Source organism: Collimonas sp. (genome assembly GCF_035566375.1).
Classification (GTDB): domain Bacteria; phylum Pseudomonadota; class Gammaproteobacteria; order Burkholderiales; family Burkholderiaceae_D; genus Collimonas.
In genome coordinates, this window is record NZ_DATMRK010000046.1 from 45,677 (window position 1) to 66,219 (window position 20,543).

Genomic DNA, 20,543 nt, shown 5'->3' on the forward strand with positions numbered 1-20,543 from the left:
AACCGGATCGAGATCCTATTGCATGCATAGGATCTCGATCCGGCAATTCACCTGTTCCCTCATTTCTCTTGTATTTGCACCGGCGGCTGTTCGGGCGGCAAATCCTGATTGAGAGGAGCCGGCGCCATCTGCGACGGCATCGCTATCGGCGGGGCGGCTCCGCCCAATCCCGATTTGGAACGCGCATCTTCCGGCAGCATCACCCGCTTCAAAACACCGCCTTCCGACAACAAGACATAAGTGGCATGCACTTCCTTGACGCTGGTCCCGGGCAGCAATTCCTTACCTTGCCGCACCGCCTGCGCCGGCTTACCATCGGCACTCAGGATCGCCACGCTCTCGCCCTCTGTTTTCGCCGCCACCACACCCAATAACTGGTAGTTACTGGCAACCGTCACCGTGCCGCGGCCGCCGAACAGCCCTGCGGCCAGAGAGACATCGATCTGCGCCTGTTCCTCTGTCGGCGGCGCAGTCACCGCACGCAACGGCGGTTTGATCAGTTGCATGACCCAGTAAGCGGTGCAAGCGCACAGCAGCATGAATAGCAGCAGGCTGAGAAACTCTGGCAGTCGTTTGCTTTGGCGGCCCAGTTTTTTAGTTAATTGTAGATTCACGTTTTTCCCTGACTTTGTCCTAGCGCACCAACTGGTTGATTTCAATAATCGGCATCAGTACCGCCAACACAATCAGCAATACCACCACCCCCATCGCCAGAATCAGGGCTGGCTCCAGCAAGCCGGCGATAGTCATGGCGCGCCGCTCCAGATCCTGCTCCTGGGCACTGGCGGCGCGCTCCAGCATGGCCGGCAGTTCGCCGGTCACTTCGCCGGCCCGTATCATGTGAATCAGCATCGGCGGAAAATGCTTGTGCGCCGCCAGCGCGCGCGCTAGGCCGACCCCCTCGCGCACGCTGGTGGCGGCAGTGTCGACCTGCTGCCGCATGGCGACGTTGGAGAGCGTATCGCGGCTGGTTTGCAGCGCTTTCAAAATCGGTACGCCGGAACCGGTGGTAATCGCCAGCGTACTGGCGAAACGGGCGGTATTCAAGCTGCGTTCGAATTTCCCGTACAGCGGCGCGCTCAGCAGCCAGGTATGCCAGCGCATCTTGGTGGCAGGATTTTTCAGCGCCGTGCGCCAGCCGTAGAACAGTGCGATTACCACGATCAAGACGATCCAGCCGTAGTTACGGACAAAATCAGAAGTCGCCAGCATCATTACCGTCAGCATCGGCAATTTCTGTTTGGTGTTGGCGAACACCGAAACGATCTGCGGCACCACGTAGGTCAGCAGGAAAATCACGATCACAAAAGCCACCACGGTCACGATCGCCGGGTAAGTGAACGCCAGCTTGACCTTCTGCACCAGTGCATTGCGGCGTTCGATGTAATCGGCCAGGCGCGACAACACGCGTGACAACTGGCCGATCTGTTCGCCCGAGGCCACCAAGGCCCGGTAGATTTCAGCGAAATCGCGTGGGTGCCCGGCTAGTGCGGTAGATAAGGCGGCGCCGCCCATGACGTCGGAGCGGATCGATGCGATCAGATCGCGCTGGTAACTACGCTCGGACTGTTCCAGCAACGCCGTCAAGGCCTGTTCCAGCGGCAGGCTGGCCTCTAGCAGACTGGCCAGCTGGCGCGTAAACAGAGCGATCTCTACCGTCGACAGATGCTCTCCAAAACCGCGCCGCTTCAGATTGCCGGCAGCATCCACCTGCTGCGCAATCGCCTCCACCGTCAACGGCAGTAAACCTTGGGCGCGCAGATCGGCCCGCGCCATCTTGGCGCTATCCGCATTCACCACGCCCTTGGTGGTGCTGCCGGCGGCATCTACCGCTTCGTAACGAAATGCTGGCACTCTACTCCTCGCTTATTTCTCTTTACTCTTTAGTGACACGCATCAGCTCGGCCTGAGTCGTGACGCCCTCGGTAAGCCAGCGTTCGCCATCCTGACGCATGGTTTGCATGCCGTTGCGCTGCGCCACTTGTTGTATCTCGGCTTCCGACGCCCGGTTGTGAATCTGCGCCGTAATCTCGTCGGTAGTCAGCAGCAACTCGTAGACGCCGACCCGGCCGTGATAACCGGTATGGCCGCATTGTTCGCAACCGACCGCGTGCCATAACTGGCCGTCGTGACGGCGGCAATGGGTGCATAATTTTCTTACCAGACGCTGCGCCACCACCCCCAGCAAAGAAGACGACAACAGGAATGGTTCGATCCCCATATCCAGCAAACGGGTCACCGCTGCGGCAGAGTCGTTGGTATGCAAGGTCGCCAGCACCAGATGGCCGGTGAGCGAGGCCTGCACCGCAATCTGCGCGGTTTCCAGATCGCGGATTTCGCCAATCATGATGACGTCCGGATCCTGCCGCAAAATCGCCCGCAAGGCCTTGGCGAAGGTCATCTCGATACGCGCGTTGACCTGGGTCTGGCCGACGCCTGCCAGTTCGTACTCGATCGGGTCTTCCACTGTCAGGATGTTGGTGCTGCTGGTATTCAGGCGCGACAAGGCGGCGTACAGGGTGGTGGTCTTGCCGGAGCCGGTCGGTCCGGTGACCAGCACGATGCCGTGCGGTTGAGCAATCAGGCGATCGAACTGCGGCAGCACTGCCGGGCTCATGCCGAGATGCTGCAAATCGAGCCGGCCGGCTTCCTTGTCCAGCAAACGCAGCACCGCCCGTTCGCCATGCCCGGTCGGCAAGGTCGAGACCCGTACGTCCACCGGCTTGCCGCCGACACGCAGCGTGATACGGCCATCCTGCGGTAAGCGCTTTTCGGCGATATCCAGTTGCGCCATGATCTTGATCCGGGAAATCAGCGAAGCATGGACGGCTTTCTTGGGCCGCACCACGTCGCGCAAACTGCCGTCGATGCGGAAACGCACTACCGAAATCTGCTCGAACGGTTCGATATGGATATCCGATGCGCCTTCCCGTAAAGCCTGGGTCAGCAAGACATTGATCATGCGGATCACCGGCGCATCGTCGGACGATTCCAGCAAATCCTCGATCGCCGGCATGTCTTGCATCAGTTTGGCGAGATCGAGATCGGATTCAAATTCATCCACCACTTGCGCAGCATCGCCGCCGGCGCCGGCATAGGCCTTGGCGATCGCCTCGTCTAGCTCGTCACGCGACAGCTTACGGAATTTGACACGGCCAAAGCGGCGGCTGGCTTCGGCGATGGCGCTTGGCTGGGTGGCGTCGGAAATCCATAACTCCACCGCGTTGTCAGCGCCGTTAGCGTCTTCCGTACGCAGTGCCAGCAAGGAGAAATCGCGGGCAAAAGCGTAGGGCAGCAGACGCATATCCGTCATCCTGGGATCGCTCATGGCGTTCTGTCATTCAAGAAGCCAGGTGCAGGCGCGGGTTTCGGCATCAGCAGCTGCGGCTGTTCCTGCGCAGGCTGATGCTGGCCGTCGGGCCGGTCTGACACGTCCTGTTGCTTGCGCAGATCGATGAACGGGCCGCCGTCTTCCAGCCTGGAGGTCACCGATGAACCGAAATCGGTCAGGATGCTCTTGTCTGGCTGCACCTTGATCTGTTGTTTGCGCATGTAGTCGTAACGATCTACGGCTAACAGATTGCTGGTGTCTTTGTCGCGCACAATAACCGGGCGCAAAAATATCATCAGATTGGTTTTCTCGCGGGAGCCGGACTGGTACTTGAAGAAATTGCCGATGAATGGCAAATCGCCCAGCAGCGGTACTTTTTGCACGCCGTTCTGGTTGTTATCGCCAATCAGGCCGCCCAGCGCAATGATCTCGCCGTCGTCAATCAAGACATTGGTATCCAGGGAGCGCTTGGTCGTGGTCGGTCCGTTGGCAGCATTTGCCGTGTTCGAAATCACCGCCGAGACTTCTTGCGAAATTTCCAGGCGCACCGTACCGCCTTCTGAAATATGCGGCTTTATCTTCAATGCGGTACCAACGTCCTTGCGATCGATGGTGGTGAACGGGCTGCTGGTGCCGGCACCGGTGGTCAAAGTGGAACCCGTGACAAAAGGCACGTTTTGACCAACGATGATCTTGGCCTCCTCATTATCCAGCGTCAGCAAATTCGGCATCGACAGCACGTTGCTGCCGGTGGTGGAATTCAAGGCGCTGGCTAAAGCACCCAAACCGATCTTGCCGGCAATCTGGCGGAATATGCCAAGCTGCAAGCCGCTGCCGACCGTCGGTACTGTAGAGGTGGTTCCGGTATTGACAGCCTGGCCAATTGCCGCGTTGAACAGATTGGTAGTACCGAGACCCGTATTGGTGCCAGTAAATCCGGTACCGCCGCCGACCCGATAATTGCTGTTCTTATCTCCACTCAGCGCCAGCCACTGCACACCGATCTCACTGGCCGCACTATCCGTTACTTCGACAATCAAGGCCTCCACATAAACCTGGGCGCGACGGGTATCGAGCTGGTCGATCACGCCGCGGATATTGCGATAAACCGGTTCACTGGCGGTAATAATCAGGGTATTGGTGGATTCGTCTGCCTGGATAAAGCCGGCAGCGCTGCTGCCGCCGGAAGATTGCGACGATGTATCGGAAGACGACGATGGCGACGGCGACGATGGCGACGTCGAATTGCTGGAATTCAGCGCTCCGCCGGTACTGGCGCCTTGCAACATACTGCCGGAACCGCCGCTGGAACTCTTGCTCGATGAGCTGGAGGTTGAGGCCGAAGGATCTTGCGACACAATCGCGCGCAAGGTTTTAGCCAGCTTTCCGGCATCGGCGTTTTTCAGATAAACCACATGCACATTGCCGGCGTTGGCGGTCGGCTGATCGAGCTTGGCGATCAGCGATTTGGCCAGGTTTGCGCGGCCCGCAGACGGCGCGCGGACGATCACTGAATTGGTTCTGGAATCGGCCATGATCATGGTGCGGGAACTGTCGCCGGCGCCAGGCGCAGCGGAACCGGAATCGAGCAGCTTGCTCGCCATCACCGCAATATCGCTGGCCACCGCATAACGTACCGGGATCACATCCAGATCATTGACTGCCGGCACATCGAGGGCGGCGATCATTTTCCCCAGACGCTGCAGGTTTTCTGCGTAATCGGTCACCACCAGCGTGTTATTGCCCGGGTTGGCGTTGATGGTGTTGTTGGGTGAAATCAGCGGCCGCAATACCGGCAGGATATTGGTTGCCGATTCATAGTTCAGCGAAAAAATCTGGGTGGCAATCTGATCGCCCCTGACATTGGCTGGCCGGGTCGGCGCCACCTGCAACTTGGCGTCAGCTTCCGGCACCACCTTGACAAAACCGTCGCCGCGCACCACTGCATAACCTTGCAAGCGCAGGGTCGACGCCAGCAAATCGAAAGCCTGGTTTTTGCTCAGCGGCTTTTCCGATACCAGGTTGATGCTGCCCTTGACGCGCGGATCAACGATGAAAGTGGTATTGGTGTACTGGCCGACGGCCTTGATCACCGATTCGATGTCGGCGCCGACAAAATTCATCACGGCCTGGCCGTTCGCGCCGCCGTTGGCATTGCCGCCGCTTGCATTGCCGCCTGCTCCAAGCACCGGCTGCTGGGCCGCAACGGCGGTAGCGCAGGTCAGCAGGACGATGGCAGCCGCGCTGCGCCAGTTGCTTGTGTTTGAAAGTAGTGCGAAATACATTTTATCTTTCATGATTTGAACTCTAGTCCGATAACGTTTCTGCCATTCATCTGGCGCCGCTGACCTAGCAAGCTCAGCAAAGTCGCCAACTTTTCCTCTTGTCCTGCCGCCGCTTCCGCGCTACCCGAAAACTGTAAATGGCCGTCTTGCAATTTGCCACTGCCGTTCAACAACAGCGCCCCGCTCAATGTCATCAGCGTCAGGCCCGCCTGCCGCCCTTGCCAATCGAACCGCAAGCGATAGCTGCCAAGCGGCTTGACCGGCGACAAGCGCGACGCCATCGCCAGCATGTCCAGTGTCATCACGCCGTTGACATCGATGCTGCCGGAGCCGGAGCCATTACCCGCCAGCACCAGCCTCAGCTGCTGCCAGCCCAGCAGCATCTTGCCCGACGGCTGCAAAGTGTTCAAGGGCGCGCCCAGCGCCGCCAAACGTTCGGCCGGCAAAGCCAGGCTGGCCGGGCTGATGCTCCAAGCGCTCCAGCTACCCCGAATGCTGACCACGCTCGACAGCACTTGCGCATTCTCCAATGTCGCCTGGACCCGCCCCAGCAAAACCAGCGGCGACAGGTGCCACACAAAACGTCCCGGCAATAAGGCCGTAACCGCATCCTTGCCGCTCGGCGCAGCGCCGATAAAGGCCGAACCGTGCCACAAGGAACCCTGGGCATCGCCCAGCGTGAGCCGGCCGCCGGTGCGGCTTTCCAGCAGCGGCGCCAGCCACGCCGCCGGCAAAAAAGCCGACACCGTGATCAACGCGCTCACGATCGCCGCTGCGGTCCACATCAATACTCTGCCCGGCCCCCGCATCAAACTTCCTGCGATGGGGATAACAGCGGGAATGACAGTACTCCACACACACGGCCATTACTCATGCTTTTGCTGCCACAAGGTGACCGTGGCGTTGACGATGCCCGGCTGCGCATTCGCTCCGGCCGCTGCACCGATGTTGGCGTCCACCACCTGCCAATGGGCGTTTTTTTGCGCATCGTCGAGCCAGTCCAGCAAGCCGGGAAACGCCACCGCTGATAACTGCACCTTGGCCATATCGCCGCTGAGCACCACGCTTTGCGGATTCAAGCCCTTGCTTTTCAATGCGCTCTCAACTGCCTCTTTGCTGAGCGGCGAGACGGGCCGTTCAGCTGACTGGTTCGACAGCGACGCTGCCTTGGCTGTCAACGCTTGCAATTCGGCGGCGTGCTGACGCAGCGCCGGCAAATCTTTTTGCAGGCGAGCGCGCCCGCTCAGCGCCGGATCCAGCAATAGCAGATAAATCACCGCGACTACGATCAGCACCGCAGCAGCCGTCAGCAAGCGGCGTTCGCGCTGATTCCTCTGCGCCCAGTAGTGGCTGGCAGAAGCACTGATTTTTCCCCAGGTTTGCTGTAGCGGATTACGTGTAGACATTACTTGCGGCTCCCGATCTGCCATACGCCGGTAGCCGGCTTGCTCAGCGTTAATTGACTGCTCTCCAGAGCGCTCTTGATTTGCGCTTCTGCGGCATCTGCATCTGCCGCATTTTTCAAACGCACCAGCAAATGGTGGTCGCGATATTCCAGGCTGCTGATGGCCGTGCTGTCTGCACTTTGCGGCGATCCGGCCCAGACTGCGCCGAACACGGCTGCCAGCGTCAGAAAATCGTCAGCCGCAAGCTGGCCGCCCTCGCGTTGCGCAGCGGCGATTTTTTGCTTGGCCTGCGCGATCGGATCGACAATCACGGTTTCTTTCGGAAAGGCCGCGCGATAGTTTTGCATCATGCCGCTACGCAGGCTGGCAGCCTCGCGCCGCATGCGCAGCCAGTCGTAATTCAAGCTAAGGACATTTACCAGCAACAAGGCCGCCGCCAATCCCAGCGGCCAGCGCCAGCGGCGCCAGCTGAACTCGGTGCCTGCCGCGCTGGCAGTCAGGCCGCTCATCAAATCCACACCGCTGCGCGCCAAGTCCTGCGTGCCGCTGATCCAGCGCGACCAGTCATCGGCCAGCACCGTGATTTGCCCCTGCCCCAGTTCCTGATACAGCGCCAGGCTGGATTGCGGCACATACAAAGTAATCGGCTGCTGCGGCAAAATGGCCGTCATGGCGTCCAATACTTCCTGTGCCACCGACTGTCCCGAGGCCGGCGACAAGGACCAGCCTATGCCCTGCTCTGCGGACATGCGTAATGCGACATCGATATCGCCGCCGTGATCGGTAATGGCGGCGACCGCCGTGTCAGGATCTTGCAGAGGCAGGCAAAGCTGGGCCGGCCAGGCTTGCAGATGGTGGGCGCCCAGCGCCAGCAAGGTTTTGACCAGCAACTCCAGCCAGTCTCTTTGCACCACGGCGATCAGGCGTAGCTTATCTGCAACCTTATCTGCAACCTGCGCTGCCGCACCACTGCGCTTGCGGCCGGCAACGATTACACAGTCGAACGGATCGACCAGTAATTGCTCTTCCACCAGATTCGGCAACGCCATTTTCAATTTGGCGTCGGATAAGGGCGGCACCTGCAACTGCAGCAGGTTGACGTCGGCAGCGGCCAGTATCAGCACCACGCGCGTGGCAGCTGCGATAATTTCGGCCAGGCCGGACAATTGTTCAGCACCCTGGCGTTCGATGCGGCCGCTATCGGCCACCAGCGCGAAAAAGCAATCGGGCATGGCCACCGCCGCCGCGCTATCGAGCGTGGCCCTGGCGGGCAAGCGGATATATAAGGTACTCAAAACGAATCTTCCATTTATTGTTCTCTGATCCACACTATATTGCTGCCGTTGCGGTTACCGGCGGGGCGCTGTAGCAAGGATACGGTATTGAGCGCGGCGCGCCCCATGCGAATCTTGCCGTACACCAAAAAAAAGTTACTGGAAACTTCTACATTGGCCGCCTGCGAAAATGATTTTCCAAAAAGTTGTGTCATTTGCGTAAACAAAAATGGCTTTTCGCGAAATGGCGCAGTCCGCCTGCTAGCCACCAAGGTATTTGCTTCCGACAGCGATAAATCGGCGAAACGGGCGGCTAGCACCTCCGCCGGCGCTGTATTCGCATTGATCGGCGTTGCTGCACCGGCCACAGGCAACACCACCACGAAGTCTTGCAATTGCCGCACTATTGCCGGCGTATAACCGGGTACCGACAACAGATCGCTTACCTGCAACATGGGCAGCGTACCGCTGTCTGACTTGGCAGCGCTCTGTTGGCCTGCGGGCGTAGTGACAGGTTGGCTGTTGGCGATAGCTTGCGCGGTCGGATTAGCCAGGCTGGTTGGCAGGCGCAAAAAACCCAGCAGGCGCTTGAACACCGCCACCTCATCCGGAACCGGTTTGCCATTCAGGCTGAGATTATTCAGGTTGTAGCGCGACTGGGCATCGACAATGCTGCCGGACAGAATGGCGTCGCCAGCGTCGCCGGCCGGCTGTCCGTCTTCGACATATTGATCCAGGCGGGTGTCGGCCAGGGGCGCGGCCCACGGTTGCCCCAGATGATCGTAATTAAACTGCCGACCGCTAGCCCGCAAAATCATGCTGGCCCAATCCAGTGCGCCGCGCATGATCCAGTCTTTCTGCAATTGCAGGCGCTGGTTTTCAATCGAGCGTACCTGCACTTGCTGCTGCCAAAACAAACTGGCGACGATGGTCACCGCCAGGGTGGTCAGCAACAAGGCCGTCACCACCGCGACGCCGCGTTGTTTGGCCCGAGTCCTTGGCGGCATGCTCATGACGCCCCCAGCAGGAAAGTCTTGGCCATGACGCTGTCGTGGCCACGCGGCTGTAGCGCGACTTGCAAACCGGTCCAATGATTGGCGTTGACGTTAACAGTATCCTGGCTGCCGGCATTGGCGGCAGCGGACGGACGCCAGCCCTGGCCATCGCTGCCCCACAATTGCATCTGCATGCTGGCGATATCGGATTGCAATAACACCGCTTGATTCACAGCTTGATTATTTGCTGCGTTGTCGCCACCATCGTTGAGAGCGCTCTGCCACATGCTGTCGAGCTGATTCAGATCGCGGGTCGGCGCCGATTCCTGGCGTGTCAAGCGGCCATCGCGCAAGCGGTAATCGACGATCTGGATGCGGGTCGGCTGCTGATCCGCAAACACCAGCCGCACCATCAGCAGGCGTCCCGGCGCCGCCAGCAAGGTAGGGCGCGCAGACATCAGGCTGACCGGAGCGATTTGCGCGCAATCGCTTTGCAGTTGCGCAAACGTCAGTTGCATGCCGCGCGTTTGTTCCATTTCGTTGGTCAGCGCCACCCGCGAGCGCACAATCCCGTCCAGCCCGCGCCAGCCAAGTATCGCCACCATCGCAAGTATGGTGATTGCGATAATCATTTCTACCAGCGTAAAGCCGGACCAAGCATTTTTCGACCTGCGCTTAACGTGCATTCGGCACCACCTGCGACAAATTGACGATGCGTCGTTCCGAATTGGCGCTGGCGAACACCGCTACCTCCACCCGTCGGAAATACGGGTTCGGCGTGCCAGAGACTTTTTCTTCGCATTGCAGCGGCAGGTCGCCTTGCGGGCAGGCGAAGGAACGGCTGCCGATGGTCGGCCATTCATGCCCAAGACGGATCTGCGTCAGGCGGTTTTCCGCTGACCAGGTGGCCATCATGGCGGCGCGCAAGCCGCTGCTGTTTTGCGTCAGGCTGCCAACCGCACGCAAGCTGGCGCCCAGCGCAGTGCCGACGATGACCAATGCCACCAGCACTTCCAGCAGGGTGAAACCTGCAGTATGAGGAAAATGAGGACGACAGTAAGGACGATGAGGAAGCGCGCGCAGGATAGGCATTTATTCGACCGAAAAATGGCCGATGCCGTCGGCCCGAATCACGACGCTGCTGTCGCCGCTGGCCAGGGTCAGCGCGAATGGCTTGTCGACCGGCTCGCGGCCGAAGGTAATGCGCAGTGTATTCGGCGCTGAGGCTTCGGTCGGCGGCGGATTCATGGATAACTGCATGGGCGTCCGCTTGAAATCGCGCTGGCGCAGCATGTCGTCCTGCGTCATTGCCTGCCAGCCGTTTTCTTCACGCACCAGGAAACGGTAGCTGTTGGGGTCGGCTTCGAAAGCGGTGGGACGATTGCGCAAGATGGCTTCTTCGCGCGTCAATTGCAGCAGCAAGGCGATCCGTTGCGCGTCGTTTTGCAATACCTGACGGTCGCTACGGAAGGCGTTAAGCGAGACCACGCCTAGCGTGATGCCCGCAATCACCACTACTACCAGCAACTCCAGCAAGGTAAAACCATTGCGTACAAGGGGATTGGCCTGGCGCAGATTGCGATGCGCCATCATGAACATTACAGATCCCACGAGCCGATGACGGCATCGTTGTGTTCGCCACCCGCCTGACCATCTGGACCATACGAGAATATATCCACTTCCCCCTTGAGGCCGGGTGACAGGAATTGATAAGGATTGCCCCAGGGATCTTTAGGCAGCTTGTCGATATAACCGCCGCTTTTCCAGCCATTGGCGGCGGGACCGCTGGTAGGTTTGGCGACCAGCGCCTGTAAACCTTGCTCCGTGGTCGGATAACGCTGGTTGTCCAGCTTGTACAGCTTGAGCGCTTGCATCAGGGTACCGATGTCCTGCCGTGCGGCCTGGATCCGCGCATCATCGGTACGCCCCATCAGCTTCGGCACCACTAATGCCGCCAGAATCCCCATGATCACCACCACCACCATGATTTCAATCAGCGTAAAGCCGCGCTGCACGATGAGCGAAGAACGACGTCGGACGGGAGCAGGCATTGTGTTAAGCATTTCTTTCCTTATCAAAAAAACCACTGACATGTTTGGAAAGGGCGATTATATGCCGCAATCATTGTTAAATAACCCTGGAGAGAGACATAATTCTATTCACTGTATTTATCCAGATTTTGTCACAGTCTTGCCACAAAGCAATGATAATACTTGAAACACGCGCAACGACATTGCATCGTCGCGCCCAATCCGCAAAAATAAACGGCGGGGCTGAGGCTATAAACTGCGAACTGCGGGAATGTGCAGGCTTAAGCCGCCTCTTCGCGCGGGTTGCGCGATAACAGCAGTTCCATCACAGCCTGCAACGAATCGCCATCGAATAAAACGCCTGCCACCGCATTAGTGATCGGCATGTCGACTCCGCATTCCTGCGCCAAGGCGCGCACCGCAGCCGCGCAGCGCACTCCCTCGGCGACATGGCCAAGTTCGGTCACGATGGATGCCAATGGTTTACCTTGCGCCAGGCTTAGCCCTACCCTGCGGTTGCGTGACAGGTCGCCGGTACAGGTCAAGATCAGATCGCCGACCCCGGACAAGCCCATGAAGGTTTCGCTACGGCCGCCGAGGGCGACGCCGAGCCGTGTAATTTCTGCCAGGCCGCGGGTGATCAAGGCCGCGCGCGCATTCAAGCCGAGGCCGAGGCCGTCGGCAACGCCGGTGGCAATTGCCAGGATATTCTTTACCGCACCGCCGACTTCGACACCGACCAGATCGTCGGTGGAATAGACGCGGATATTGCCGCCGTGAACCGCGGCCACCACTTGCTCGCACAATCCCGCATCGCCGCTAGCGACCGACAAGGCGCACGGCAGGCCGCGCGCTACTTCCTGCGCGAAAGACGGGCCGGACAGCGCCGCAGCCGGGATCGCATCGCCCAGCACCTGACGCACAATCTGATGCGGCAGCAAGCGCGTATTTTCTTCGAAGCCCTTGCACAACCAGACGATATTGGGAATGGGGAAAGCCAGCAGTTGCTGCGCCAGCTCGCGCAGGCCGGCGACGGAAGAGGCAACGATCAGCAAGGCCTCGCTCTGACTCGCCAGCGCGTCGCTAGTCACATGCCTTATCGCCTGAGAAAAATCGGCGCTGAGAGTCAGTCCATCGGGCAAGGCAAAACCGGGCAGGTAGGCGGAGTTTTCGCGCTGCGCGGCAGTCGCCGCCATGGTGTCCGGATTACGTCCCCACAGCAGTACATTGTGGCGCTGCGCCAATGCGATCGCCAGGGCGGTGCCCCAGGCGCCGGCGCCCAGTACGGTGATATTCATGGATGGGATGGTGGGTTCAGAGGACACTTACTTGCATCCAAGAGGTCAAACAAAAATAGATGAAACAACGCAAGAATCACGCAAATACGACGCAAAAGCAGCGCTCAATCGCCCCATACCTCAGCTGCCTTCACATAGCCAGTCTGACCGTCGCGATGGCGCACCTTGGCCCAACCGGAGGCCACCGGATCAAGCAACTCCAGCAACACGCCCTTGTCGGCAGAAAACACTACCGCTGCCGCATCGTCCGGATTAGCCCGGATCTTGGCATTGGCGACACTCACCACCAGATTACGCTTGGCGACCAGCGCCTTGGACTGCAACCACGACAAATCGCCGCTGGCGTCGCGCACCTTGGTCCACTCGCCGTAAGTCAGCACCACTTCGACCGGCATGCCGCGCGGCGCAACCGCCACCCGCCGGCCTTTTTCGGATGGCGCATCGTATAACACTACCGGCGCCGCGCCGACCGCCTTGAAGTCAAGCGCATGGGCAGAACCGGCGACACCAAGCAAGCTTGCCAGCAACAAAACGGTGATACCGGCTACGCGTGCAAAATTCATCTATTGCTCTCCAGTTGCGGTAAAACTTCCAGGGTGGACAGCGCCGGCCATGCCTGCCGCCGCCTGTCTGGCGCCGGAAAAACAAAACTGCCAACAAAACTACGCTATCCGCCCTGCTTGCTGCGCGAAATTAATTGATCGCGGAGGTGCCGTCAACCGCGATGCTGTCGCCGCTGCCCTTTTGCGCTTGCTCGGCCAGTGCTTGCAGACGTTGCTGATAAAACACTTCGAAGTTGATTTCGGCCAGGTGAATAGGCGGGAAACCGGCGCGGGTGATAGCGTCTGCCAGATTGGCGCGCAGATACGGGTAAACGATGTTCGGGCAGCCGATGCCGAGCAAAGGATCCAGTTGTTCGGTCGGGATGTTGCGCAACTCGAAAATACCGGCTTGCTTGCCTTCAACCAGGAACGCCACCTTGTCTTTCACCTTGGCGGTGACGGTAACCGTGACAGTCGACTCGAAAATGCCTTCGGCCAACGCTTCGGCACCGACATCTACCGCGACTTCGATTTGCGGCGCATCCTGCTCGAGGAAAATGGCCGGCGAATTCGGTTGTTCAAGCGACAAATCTTTCAGGTAAACGCGTTGAATCTGGAACACCGGTTGTGGTTGCTCAACTTGTTGATTCTCTTCAGCCATGACACTCTTTCAGTTAATTTAAATTTGCCAGATAGCAGCGCTGCCAGCTGGCCGGGTCTAAGTACAGTCTCAGTACAATCTGCAACGATACCTCAATCATCGGCAAATTGACGAAAATTAGTTGCCAAAAATTGCTTGCCGAAAATCAGGCGCTTTGCAGCAAAGGCTCCAGCTTGCCATCGCGATCAAGCGCATGCAAGTCGTCAAAGCCGCCGACATGGGTTTTGCCAATATAAATTTGCGGCACCGTGCGGCGTCCGGTCTTCTGCATCATCGTGTCGCGCTGTGCCGGATCGAGATCAATCCGGATCTTTTCGATTGTTTCCACGCCTTTTGCCTTCAGCAATTGCTCGGCGCGAATGCAATACGGGCACACCGCAGTGCTATACATTACTACATGGGCAGTCATGATTGTTCCCTGCTTCCTTATCATTGGCTGGGTCGGATACCGCTATCGGTTCCGACTGTATTTTCCGACTGTATTATTTGACCGTAGGCAAACCCTGGGTCTGCCAGGCGGCGATACCGCCCTCCAGGTTATAGGCCTGGGCAAAGCCGGCCTGGCCCAATTGTGCAACGGCTTTGGCCGACAGGTTGCCAGTCTGGCAAACCACCAACACGTTCTTTGCTTTAAACTTGTCCAGTTCGGCCATGCGCTGCGGCAAGTCCTTCAAGGGAATATTTTTGGAATCGATCAGGTGAGCGGCGGCAAATGCGGCGCTGTCACGCACATCCAGCACCAGTGTTTTACCTTGGTTAATCAGCTGGGTAGCCTGTAAAGTCGAGACCCGGTTACCGCGCTTTTGCAACAAAGGCAGCAACAGCGCGCCGCCCGATAAAATTGCCGCTGCGGCTGCTACGAACAGAAAAATGTTATCAATCAAGAATTTCACAGTGATCCAATGGTATTAGTTAATCCCGCCATTATAAAATAGAAGCCGAGGCGCCATTCAATTCGTATCAGGTCCCCTGAAAAAACCTTTGCGCCCCCCGCGTTTGCGCTTTACTGTCGCTACAGTCGTGTAAATGGGGAGCCCCTGGCTGAATTCCAATGGCGGGCAATAGATTTCTTACTCTTAGCAAACAGCAAACTTACCATGTACAAAATCGTATTGATGCGCCACGGCGAATCCACCTGGAACCTGGCTAACCGCTTCACCGGCTGGGTCGATGTCGACCTCACCGAAAAAGGCGTGGCCGAAGCCAAACAAGCCGGGCAGTTGCTGAAACAAGCCGGTTTCACTTTCGACCTGGCCTACACTTCAGTACTCAAGCGCGCCATTCGCACCCTGTGGGGCACACTCGACGAGATGGACCTGATGTGGCTGCCGGTCAGGCATGCCTGGCGTCTGAACGAACGCCACTACGGCGCTTTGCAAGGTTTGAACAAGGCGGAAACCGCGGCCAAATACGGAGACGAGCAGGTCATGGTCTGGCGCCGCAGCTACGATACGCCGCCTATGCCGCTGGATGCAGACGATCCGCGCACCTCCTATAACGATCCGCGCTATGCCGGTTTGAAACGCGAAGAAATCCCGCTGACCGAATGCCTGAAAGACACGGTAGCACGTGTATTACCATTCTGGAACGATGACATCGCCCCAGCTATCCGCAGCGGCAAGCGCATCATCATCTCGGCCCACGGCAACAGCTTGCGCGCCCTGATCAAAATGCTGGACGGCATCAGCGACCAGGATATCGTCGGCCTCAACATCCCCAACGGCCAGCCGCTGGTCTACGAACTGGACGCCGATCTGAAGCCGATCAAGAGTTATTACCTCGGCGACCAAGAGGCGATAGCAGCGGCGATGAACGCCGTCGCCAGCCAGGGGAAAGCGAAATAAATATCTCGCTGGACAAGCTTCTGGGTAGACGCAAATCCAATCGCGCCATTGGCCGCCGCAAGGGGCTGATAGCGTGCTCATTGGCGCTGTTGCTGGCGACAGCGCTGGTATCGGCGCTGCCCTCAAGCGCCAATGCCGCCGTCAAAATAACCGAGCGCAGCAAGCAAAAACAGGCGGCTGAGGCACAGCGCGCCGACTTGCGCCAAAAACTGGATAACCTCAAGCGCGACATCAGCCAGACCGAAACCGAGAAAGACAACGCCAGCGACGCCCTGGCCGACTCCGAAGCCGCCGTTTCCAAGGCCACCCGCTCCTTGCGCGATCTCGGCGCAGAACAAAAGCAAACCGAAGCCAAACTGGCCCAGCTGGCGAAACAGCACGACCAATTAAGCAAAACCGTGGCTTTGCAGCAGACCCAATTGGCCAACTTGCTGCGCCAGCAATACGTGGCCGGCAATGAAGACCGCATCAAGCTGCTGTTGTCGGGCGACAACCCGAATCGCATCAATCGCGATCTGCAATACATGGGATATGTATCGCAGGCGCAAGCCAGGCTGCTGGAATCGCTGCGCACCAATCTGGCTGCGGTGGAAGCCAACCAGACTGAAGCTCAGGACGCCAAGGACGACCTGGATGAAATCGCCCAGGAACAGCGAGATCAAAAGAATCTGCTGGAAAAGGAAAAAGCCAAGCGCGCTACGCTGCTGACCCAGCTTTCCAGCAAACTGGTCAGCCAGCGCAAGGAAGCCGGGAATATCCAGCGCGACGATCAACGCCTGTCAGGCCTGGTCGACAAATTGGCGCAATTGATCGAAGAACAAAAGATCGCCGACGCCGCAGCCCGCGAAAAACTGCGCCAGCAGCAGTTGGCCCAGGCGCAAGCGAAGGCCCAAGCCCAGGCAGCGCGTGAACGTGAACGCCAGCGCTTGCTTGAGCAACAGCGCGCGGCCCAGGCCAAAAAGCCGCCTGCCACCGATAATCAGGGCAAGCCGAAGGTGCCAAATCCGGATGCGATCGACGACGATCAGCCGCCAGCAGTGGTGGCAACGCCGCAGCCAGCGACAACGCAGCCCCCGGCGCCGACGCCATTGGCAAGTAACGAACTGACCCCTGAAGCCGGCAAGGATAACGCCTATGGCAAGTCGTTCGAATCGCTGCGCGGCCAGCTCAGATTGCCGGTGCGGGGCGACGTCATGGCCCGCTTTGGCAGCAAGCGCGGCGACGGTCCGAGCTGGAAAGGCTTGTTTATCCGCACCGCCGAAGGCAGCGAGGTCAAGGCGGTTGCCGCCGGCCGGGTAGTCTTTGCCGACTGGCTGCGCGGCTTCGGCAATCTGATCATTGTCGATCACGGCAACCAGTACATGACGATTTACGGTAATAATCAGGCATTATTGAAGCGTCCCGGAGACGCCGTGAAAAGCGGCGACGTGATTGCCAGCGCCGGCAACAGCGGCGGCAATGAACAATCGGGTTTATACTTTGAAATTCGGCATCAAGGCCGTGCGTTTGACCCACTCGGATGGGTAACTACTAGGTGAAACATGGGCAGTAAACTCAAGAATATCGGTCTGATCAGTTTAGGCGTCATTGCAGGAATAGGCGCCTCCATTCAGTTCGACGCGATTGCACAGAAAAGCGCTGCAGCGCCATTGCCGCTGGAAGAATTGCGGCAACTGGCCGATGTTTTCGGCCTGATCAAGTCCGATTATGTCGAACCGGCCGACGATAAAAAACTGCTGACCGAAGCCATTTCCGGCATGGTGGCCTCGCTCGACCCGCATTCCGCCTATCTGGACAAGAAGGCTTACAAGGAGTTGCGCGAGAGCACCCAAGGTAAATTTGTCGGCCTCGGCATCGAAGTCGGCATGGAAGAAGGCTACATCAAGGTGGTTTCGCCAATCGAGGATTCACCGGCCTACCGCGCTGGCATCAAGGCCGGCGACCTGATCACCCGCCTCGACGCCACGCCGGTCAAGGGCCTGACCCTGGAGCAGGCAGTCAAGCGCATGCGCGGCGAGCCCAATACCAAGATCACCCTGACCATCTCGCGCAAGGATGAAGACAAGCCGCTGATCTTCAGCATCACGCGCCAGGAAATCCGCGTCCAGAGCGTCAAGGGGAAAGTGATTGAACCGGGTTACGCCTGGTTGCGCGTGACCCAGTTCCAGGAACCGACGGTCGACGACATGGCCAAGAAAATTGCCGCCATCTATGCGCAAGAGCCGAATCTGAAGGGTCTGGTGCTGGATTTGCGTAACGATCCGGGCGGCGTCTTGCCGGGCGCAATCGGTGTCTCCGCCGCTTTCCTGCCTAAGGATTCGGTAGTCGTCACCACCAACGGCCAGTTGCCAAGCTCCAAGGCCTCGTTCTACGCCAAGCGTGAATACTATGCCAATCCGGGCAATGATCCACTGGCACGCCTGCCGGAAGCGCTGAAGAAAGTGCCGATGGTAGTGTTGGTCAATACCGGTTCCGCCTCCGCCTCGGAAATCGTGGCCGGCGCCTTGCAAGACTATAAGCGCGCCACCATCATGGGCACGCAAACCTTCGGCAAGGGTTCGGTGCAATCGGTGATCGCTCTGCCGCCGGAACGCAACACCGCAGTCAAGCTGACCACGGCCCGTTACTACACGCCGAACGGCCGCTCGATCCAGGCCAGAGGCATCGTGCCAGATGTGATGGTGGATGAATATGCCGACGGCGACGGCTTGAACGGCCTGCGTCTGCGCGAAGCCGACCTGACCAAGCATCTGAGCAACGATACCGACAAAGGTCCTGAAGTCGCTGCAGCCAAGGTCGACGAACTGGAAGAAGCACAGCGCATTGCGGCGATCGAAAAGAAACGCAGCAAACCACTGGAATTCGGCAGCAAGGACGATTTCCAGCTGGCGCAGGCGCTCAACCAGTTGAAGGGTCTGCCGGTAAAAGTGTCCGCGATAAAACCGGAAATCCGCTCGGAAACCGAGAAGGATGGCAAGACCTCTAAAGATGACAAGCCGGCTCCGGAAGATGGCGCCATCATCAAGAAAGATGGACCGAAGAACGAACCGAAGAACGAGAAAAAATAATCGTTTTTCACGCTACACTAAGGCCGCAGCGATGCGGCCTTTTTTGCGTCCGCCCTACCCGCAGTATTGTTTATCTATTTGGCAGCTCACCATGAACGACCAGCAATTACTCCGCTATTCACGCCACATCCTGCTGGATGACATCGACATCGCCGGCCAGGAAAAATTCCTGGCAGCGCACGCGCTGATCATCGGCGCCGGCGGCCTCGGCTCGCCAGTCGCCATGTATCTGGCGTCGGCCGGGGTTGGTCACATCACGCTGGTGGATAACGACAACGTCGACCTGACTAATCTGCAACGGCAAATCCTGCACACCAGCGAACGCGTCGGCCAGGCCAAGGTCAGTTCCGGCAAAACCGCCATGACGCAAATCAATCCCGACATCCAGGTGGCGGCATTGGCCGAACGCGCCGACCAGGCGCGTCTCGATCAACTGATCAGCGCCGCCGATGTGGTCATCGATTGCAGCGACAACTTCGCCACACGGCAAGCCATCAATGCCGCCTGCGTCGCCCATCAAGTGCCATTGGTCTCCGGCGCGGCGATCCAGTTCGACGGCCAGATCAGCGTATTCGATGCGCGCGACGCCAGTTCGCCTTGTTATGCCTGTCTGTTCCCGCCGGATCGGGAATTCGAAGAAGTTGCCTGCGCCACCATGGGTGTGTTCGCACCGCTGGTCGGCATCATCGGCAGCATGCAAGCGGCCGAAGCGCTCAAGCTGATCGCCGGCATCGGCACCTCCTTGTCCGGTTTCCTGCTGATGCTGGATGCGCGCAGCATGGAATGGACCCGCATCGGCGTCGCCCGTGATGCCGGCTGCCCGGTGTGCGGCAAACAGGATCATTCGCCTGTCGCATGAGCGCAGCATCGAACCATGCGGTCACGGTTGTCCAAGAATTCTGGCGGCTGATGGCTACCAACGATTTCTCATCGGTCGGCGTGATACTCGCAGAGGAATTCGTGCTTGATTGGCCCCAGAGCAATGAGCGCATCCGAGGCAAGGATCGGTTCGCCGCAATGAATGCCGAATATCCGGCAAACGGACCATGGCGATTCTCAATTCATCGCATCGTTGGCAATCAGACCGAGGCAGTGTCCGAAGTCAGCATTACCGACGGCGTGCAACAGGCGAAAGCCGTTACCTTCTTCACGATTGCCGACAGCAAAATTACCCGCATTGTTGAGTACTGGCCAGAGCCGTATCCGGCTCCGGCCAATCGAAAACACCTGGTCGAGGCAATTCAATAAGCGCTATGCAAAGCGCGTGCAGCCGGCTGCGCGGCTTTCAGAACCCGCAATTTCTGGATAGTGTCAGCACAAGCACGCGCAGCTTCCGCGCCCTTCACCAGGAAATGCTCAAAGAAATATTTCTGATGTTCTTCGCCGCCGTGGAAATGATGCGGCGTCAATACCGCCGACAGCACCGGCACCGCGGTTTCCAGTTGCACCTGCATCAAACCGCTGATCACCGCCTGCGCCACGAATTCATGGCGATAGATGCCGCCGTCCACCACTAGCCCGGTGGCTACGACAGCGGCGTACTTGCTACTGTTGGCCAGCAGTTTGGCGTGCAAGGGGATTTCGAAAGCGCCGGCGACTTCGAAGAAATCGATGTGTTGCTCGGTGTAGCCGGCCTTGGCTATTTCCGCAATGAAGGCGATCCGGCATTGATCCACTATCTCGCGATGCCAGCCGGCCTGGATGAATGCGATGCGGTCATCAGCTGCGGCGCCAGGAGTTTTTGATTTGATATCGACTGCTTGAGTGTGTTGTTGTTGCGTGTGCTGCTGTTGCATTTGAAGACTCCTG

Annotated in this window: 23 protein-coding genes; 5 read left to right on the forward strand and 18 right to left on the reverse strand. The window is 58.7% G+C overall.

Features of this window, described 5'->3' with window-relative positions; translation table 11 throughout:
• Window positions 1-59: 59 nt before the first annotated feature.
• The 17 genes from VNZ60_RS14225 to VNZ60_RS14305 form a co-directional block, all read right to left on the reverse strand.
• Window positions 60-614 carry a type II secretion system protein N gene (locus VNZ60_RS14225; RefSeq protein ID WP_325660189.1) on the reverse strand — a complete coding sequence of 185 codons (555 nt, stop codon included), beginning with the start codon at window positions 612-614 and terminating at the stop codon, window positions 60-62.
• 19 nt (window positions 615-633) lie between these two features.
• Window positions 634-1,854 carry a type II secretion system inner membrane protein GspF gene (gene gspF, locus VNZ60_RS14230; RefSeq protein ID WP_325660191.1) on the reverse strand — a complete coding sequence of 407 codons (1,221 nt, stop codon included), beginning with the start codon at window positions 1,852-1,854 and terminating at the stop codon, window positions 634-636.
• A 22-nt stretch (window positions 1,855-1,876) separates the two neighbouring features.
• Window positions 1,877-3,328, reverse strand: a complete 1,452-nt coding sequence (gene gspE, locus VNZ60_RS14235) for a type II secretion system ATPase GspE (RefSeq protein WP_325660193.1) — start codon at window positions 3,326-3,328, stop codon at window positions 1,877-1,879.
• A complete protein-coding gene (gene gspD, locus VNZ60_RS14240; RefSeq protein ID WP_325660195.1) occupies window positions 3,325-5,628 on the reverse strand; it encodes a type II secretion system secretin GspD in 2,304 nt (767 codons plus the stop codon). The genes gspE and gspD overlap by 4 nt, the downstream gene beginning before the upstream one ends.
• Complete coding sequence (gspN, locus tag VNZ60_RS14245; RefSeq protein ID WP_325660197.1) at window positions 5,625-6,401, reverse strand: type II secretion system protein N; 777 nt, start codon at window positions 6,399-6,401, stop codon at window positions 5,625-5,627. Before gspN ends, gspD begins: the two co-directional genes overlap by 4 nt.
• A gap of 81 nt (window positions 6,402-6,482) precedes the next feature.
• Window positions 6,483-7,022, reverse strand: a complete 540-nt coding sequence (gspM, locus tag VNZ60_RS14250) for a type II secretion system protein GspM (protein WP_325660199.1) — start codon at window positions 7,020-7,022, stop codon at window positions 6,483-6,485.
• Window positions 7,022-8,317: a type II secretion system protein GspL gene (gspL, locus tag VNZ60_RS14255; protein ID WP_325660201.1), complete on the reverse strand. Its 1,296-nt coding sequence runs from the start codon at window positions 8,315-8,317 to the stop codon at window positions 7,022-7,024. The genes gspM and gspL overlap by 1 nt, the downstream gene beginning before the upstream one ends.
• A gap of 14 nt (window positions 8,318-8,331) precedes the next feature.
• The gene (gene gspK, locus VNZ60_RS14260; RefSeq protein WP_325660203.1) at window positions 8,332-9,309 is read right to left on the reverse strand and encodes a type II secretion system minor pseudopilin GspK; all 978 of its coding nucleotides are present in this window, start codon (window positions 9,307-9,309) and stop codon (window positions 8,332-8,334) included.
• Window positions 9,306-9,977, reverse strand: a complete 672-nt coding sequence (locus tag VNZ60_RS14265; RefSeq protein WP_325660204.1) for a PulJ/GspJ family protein — start codon at window positions 9,975-9,977, stop codon at window positions 9,306-9,308. The genes gspK and VNZ60_RS14265 overlap by 4 nt, the downstream gene beginning before the upstream one ends.
• Window positions 9,967-10,383, reverse strand: coding sequence for a type II secretion system minor pseudopilin GspI (gene gspI, locus VNZ60_RS14270; protein WP_325660206.1), 417 nt, complete (start codon window positions 10,381-10,383; stop codon window positions 9,967-9,969). Before gspI ends, VNZ60_RS14265 begins: the two co-directional genes overlap by 11 nt.
• Window positions 10,384-10,884, reverse strand: a complete 501-nt coding sequence (locus tag VNZ60_RS14275; protein WP_414648848.1) for a GspH/FimT family pseudopilin — start codon at window positions 10,882-10,884, stop codon at window positions 10,384-10,386.
• A 5-nt stretch (window positions 10,885-10,889) separates the two neighbouring features.
• Window positions 10,890-11,354: a type II secretion system major pseudopilin GspG gene (gene gspG / locus VNZ60_RS14280; RefSeq protein ID WP_325660209.1), complete on the reverse strand. Its 465-nt coding sequence runs from the start codon at window positions 11,352-11,354 to the stop codon at window positions 10,890-10,892.
• A 248-nt stretch (window positions 11,355-11,602) separates the two neighbouring features.
• Window positions 11,603-12,619, reverse strand: a complete 1,017-nt coding sequence (locus tag VNZ60_RS14285) for an NAD(P)H-dependent glycerol-3-phosphate dehydrogenase (RefSeq protein WP_325660210.1) — start codon at window positions 12,617-12,619, stop codon at window positions 11,603-11,605.
• 104 nt (window positions 12,620-12,723) lie between these two features.
• Complete coding sequence (locus VNZ60_RS14290) at window positions 12,724-13,182, reverse strand: SH3 domain-containing protein (protein ID WP_325660213.1); 459 nt, start codon at window positions 13,180-13,182, stop codon at window positions 12,724-12,726.
• 130 nt (window positions 13,183-13,312) lie between these two features.
• Window positions 13,313-13,822, reverse strand: coding sequence for a protein-export chaperone SecB (gene secB, locus VNZ60_RS14295; RefSeq protein ID WP_325660215.1), 510 nt, complete (start codon window positions 13,820-13,822; stop codon window positions 13,313-13,315).
• 145 nt (window positions 13,823-13,967) lie between these two features.
• Window positions 13,968-14,231, reverse strand: a complete 264-nt coding sequence (grxC, locus tag VNZ60_RS14300; RefSeq protein ID WP_325660216.1) for a glutaredoxin 3 — start codon at window positions 14,229-14,231, stop codon at window positions 13,968-13,970.
• A 73-nt stretch (window positions 14,232-14,304) separates the two neighbouring features.
• Window positions 14,305-14,715, reverse strand: coding sequence for a rhodanese-like domain-containing protein (locus VNZ60_RS14305; RefSeq protein ID WP_325660218.1), 411 nt, complete (start codon window positions 14,713-14,715; stop codon window positions 14,305-14,307).
• 204 nt (window positions 14,716-14,919) lie between these two features.
• Here VNZ60_RS14305 and gpmA point away from each other — a divergent pair, with 204 nt between their 5' ends.
• The 5 genes from gpmA (at window position 14,920) to VNZ60_RS14330 (ending at window position 19,982) form a co-directional block, all read left to right on the forward strand.
• On the forward strand, window positions 14,920-15,666 hold the full coding sequence (gene gpmA / locus VNZ60_RS14310) for a 2,3-diphosphoglycerate-dependent phosphoglycerate mutase (protein ID WP_211462476.1): 747 nt from the start codon (window positions 14,920-14,922) through the stop codon (window positions 15,664-15,666).
• A gap of 80 nt (window positions 15,667-15,746) precedes the next feature.
• On the forward strand, window positions 15,747-17,204 hold the full coding sequence (locus VNZ60_RS14315) for a murein hydrolase activator EnvC family protein (protein ID WP_414648843.1): 1,458 nt from the start codon (window positions 15,747-15,749) through the stop codon (window positions 17,202-17,204).
• Window positions 17,205-17,207: 3 nt separating this feature from the next.
• Window positions 17,208-18,734: a S41 family peptidase gene (locus tag VNZ60_RS14320; RefSeq protein WP_325660221.1), complete on the forward strand. Its 1,527-nt coding sequence runs from the start codon at window positions 17,208-17,210 to the stop codon at window positions 18,732-18,734.
• Window positions 18,735-18,825: 91 nt separating this feature from the next.
• On the forward strand, window positions 18,826-19,593 hold the full coding sequence (locus VNZ60_RS14325; protein WP_325660223.1) for a HesA/MoeB/ThiF family protein: 768 nt from the start codon (window positions 18,826-18,828) through the stop codon (window positions 19,591-19,593).
• Entirely contained in the window at window positions 19,590-19,982 is a 393-nt protein-coding gene (locus VNZ60_RS14330; protein ID WP_325660225.1) for a nuclear transport factor 2 family protein, read from the forward strand. Before VNZ60_RS14325 ends, VNZ60_RS14330 begins: the two co-directional genes overlap by 4 nt.
• Here the strand turns inward: VNZ60_RS14330 and VNZ60_RS14335 are convergent.
• Window positions 19,976-20,530 (reverse strand): 6,7-dimethyl-8-ribityllumazine synthase, encoded by a 555-nt coding sequence (locus tag VNZ60_RS14335; RefSeq protein WP_325660227.1) that lies wholly within the window; start codon window positions 20,528-20,530, stop codon window positions 19,976-19,978. The genes VNZ60_RS14330 and VNZ60_RS14335 overlap by 7 nt on opposite strands.
• Window positions 20,531-20,543: the final 13 nt, after the last annotated feature.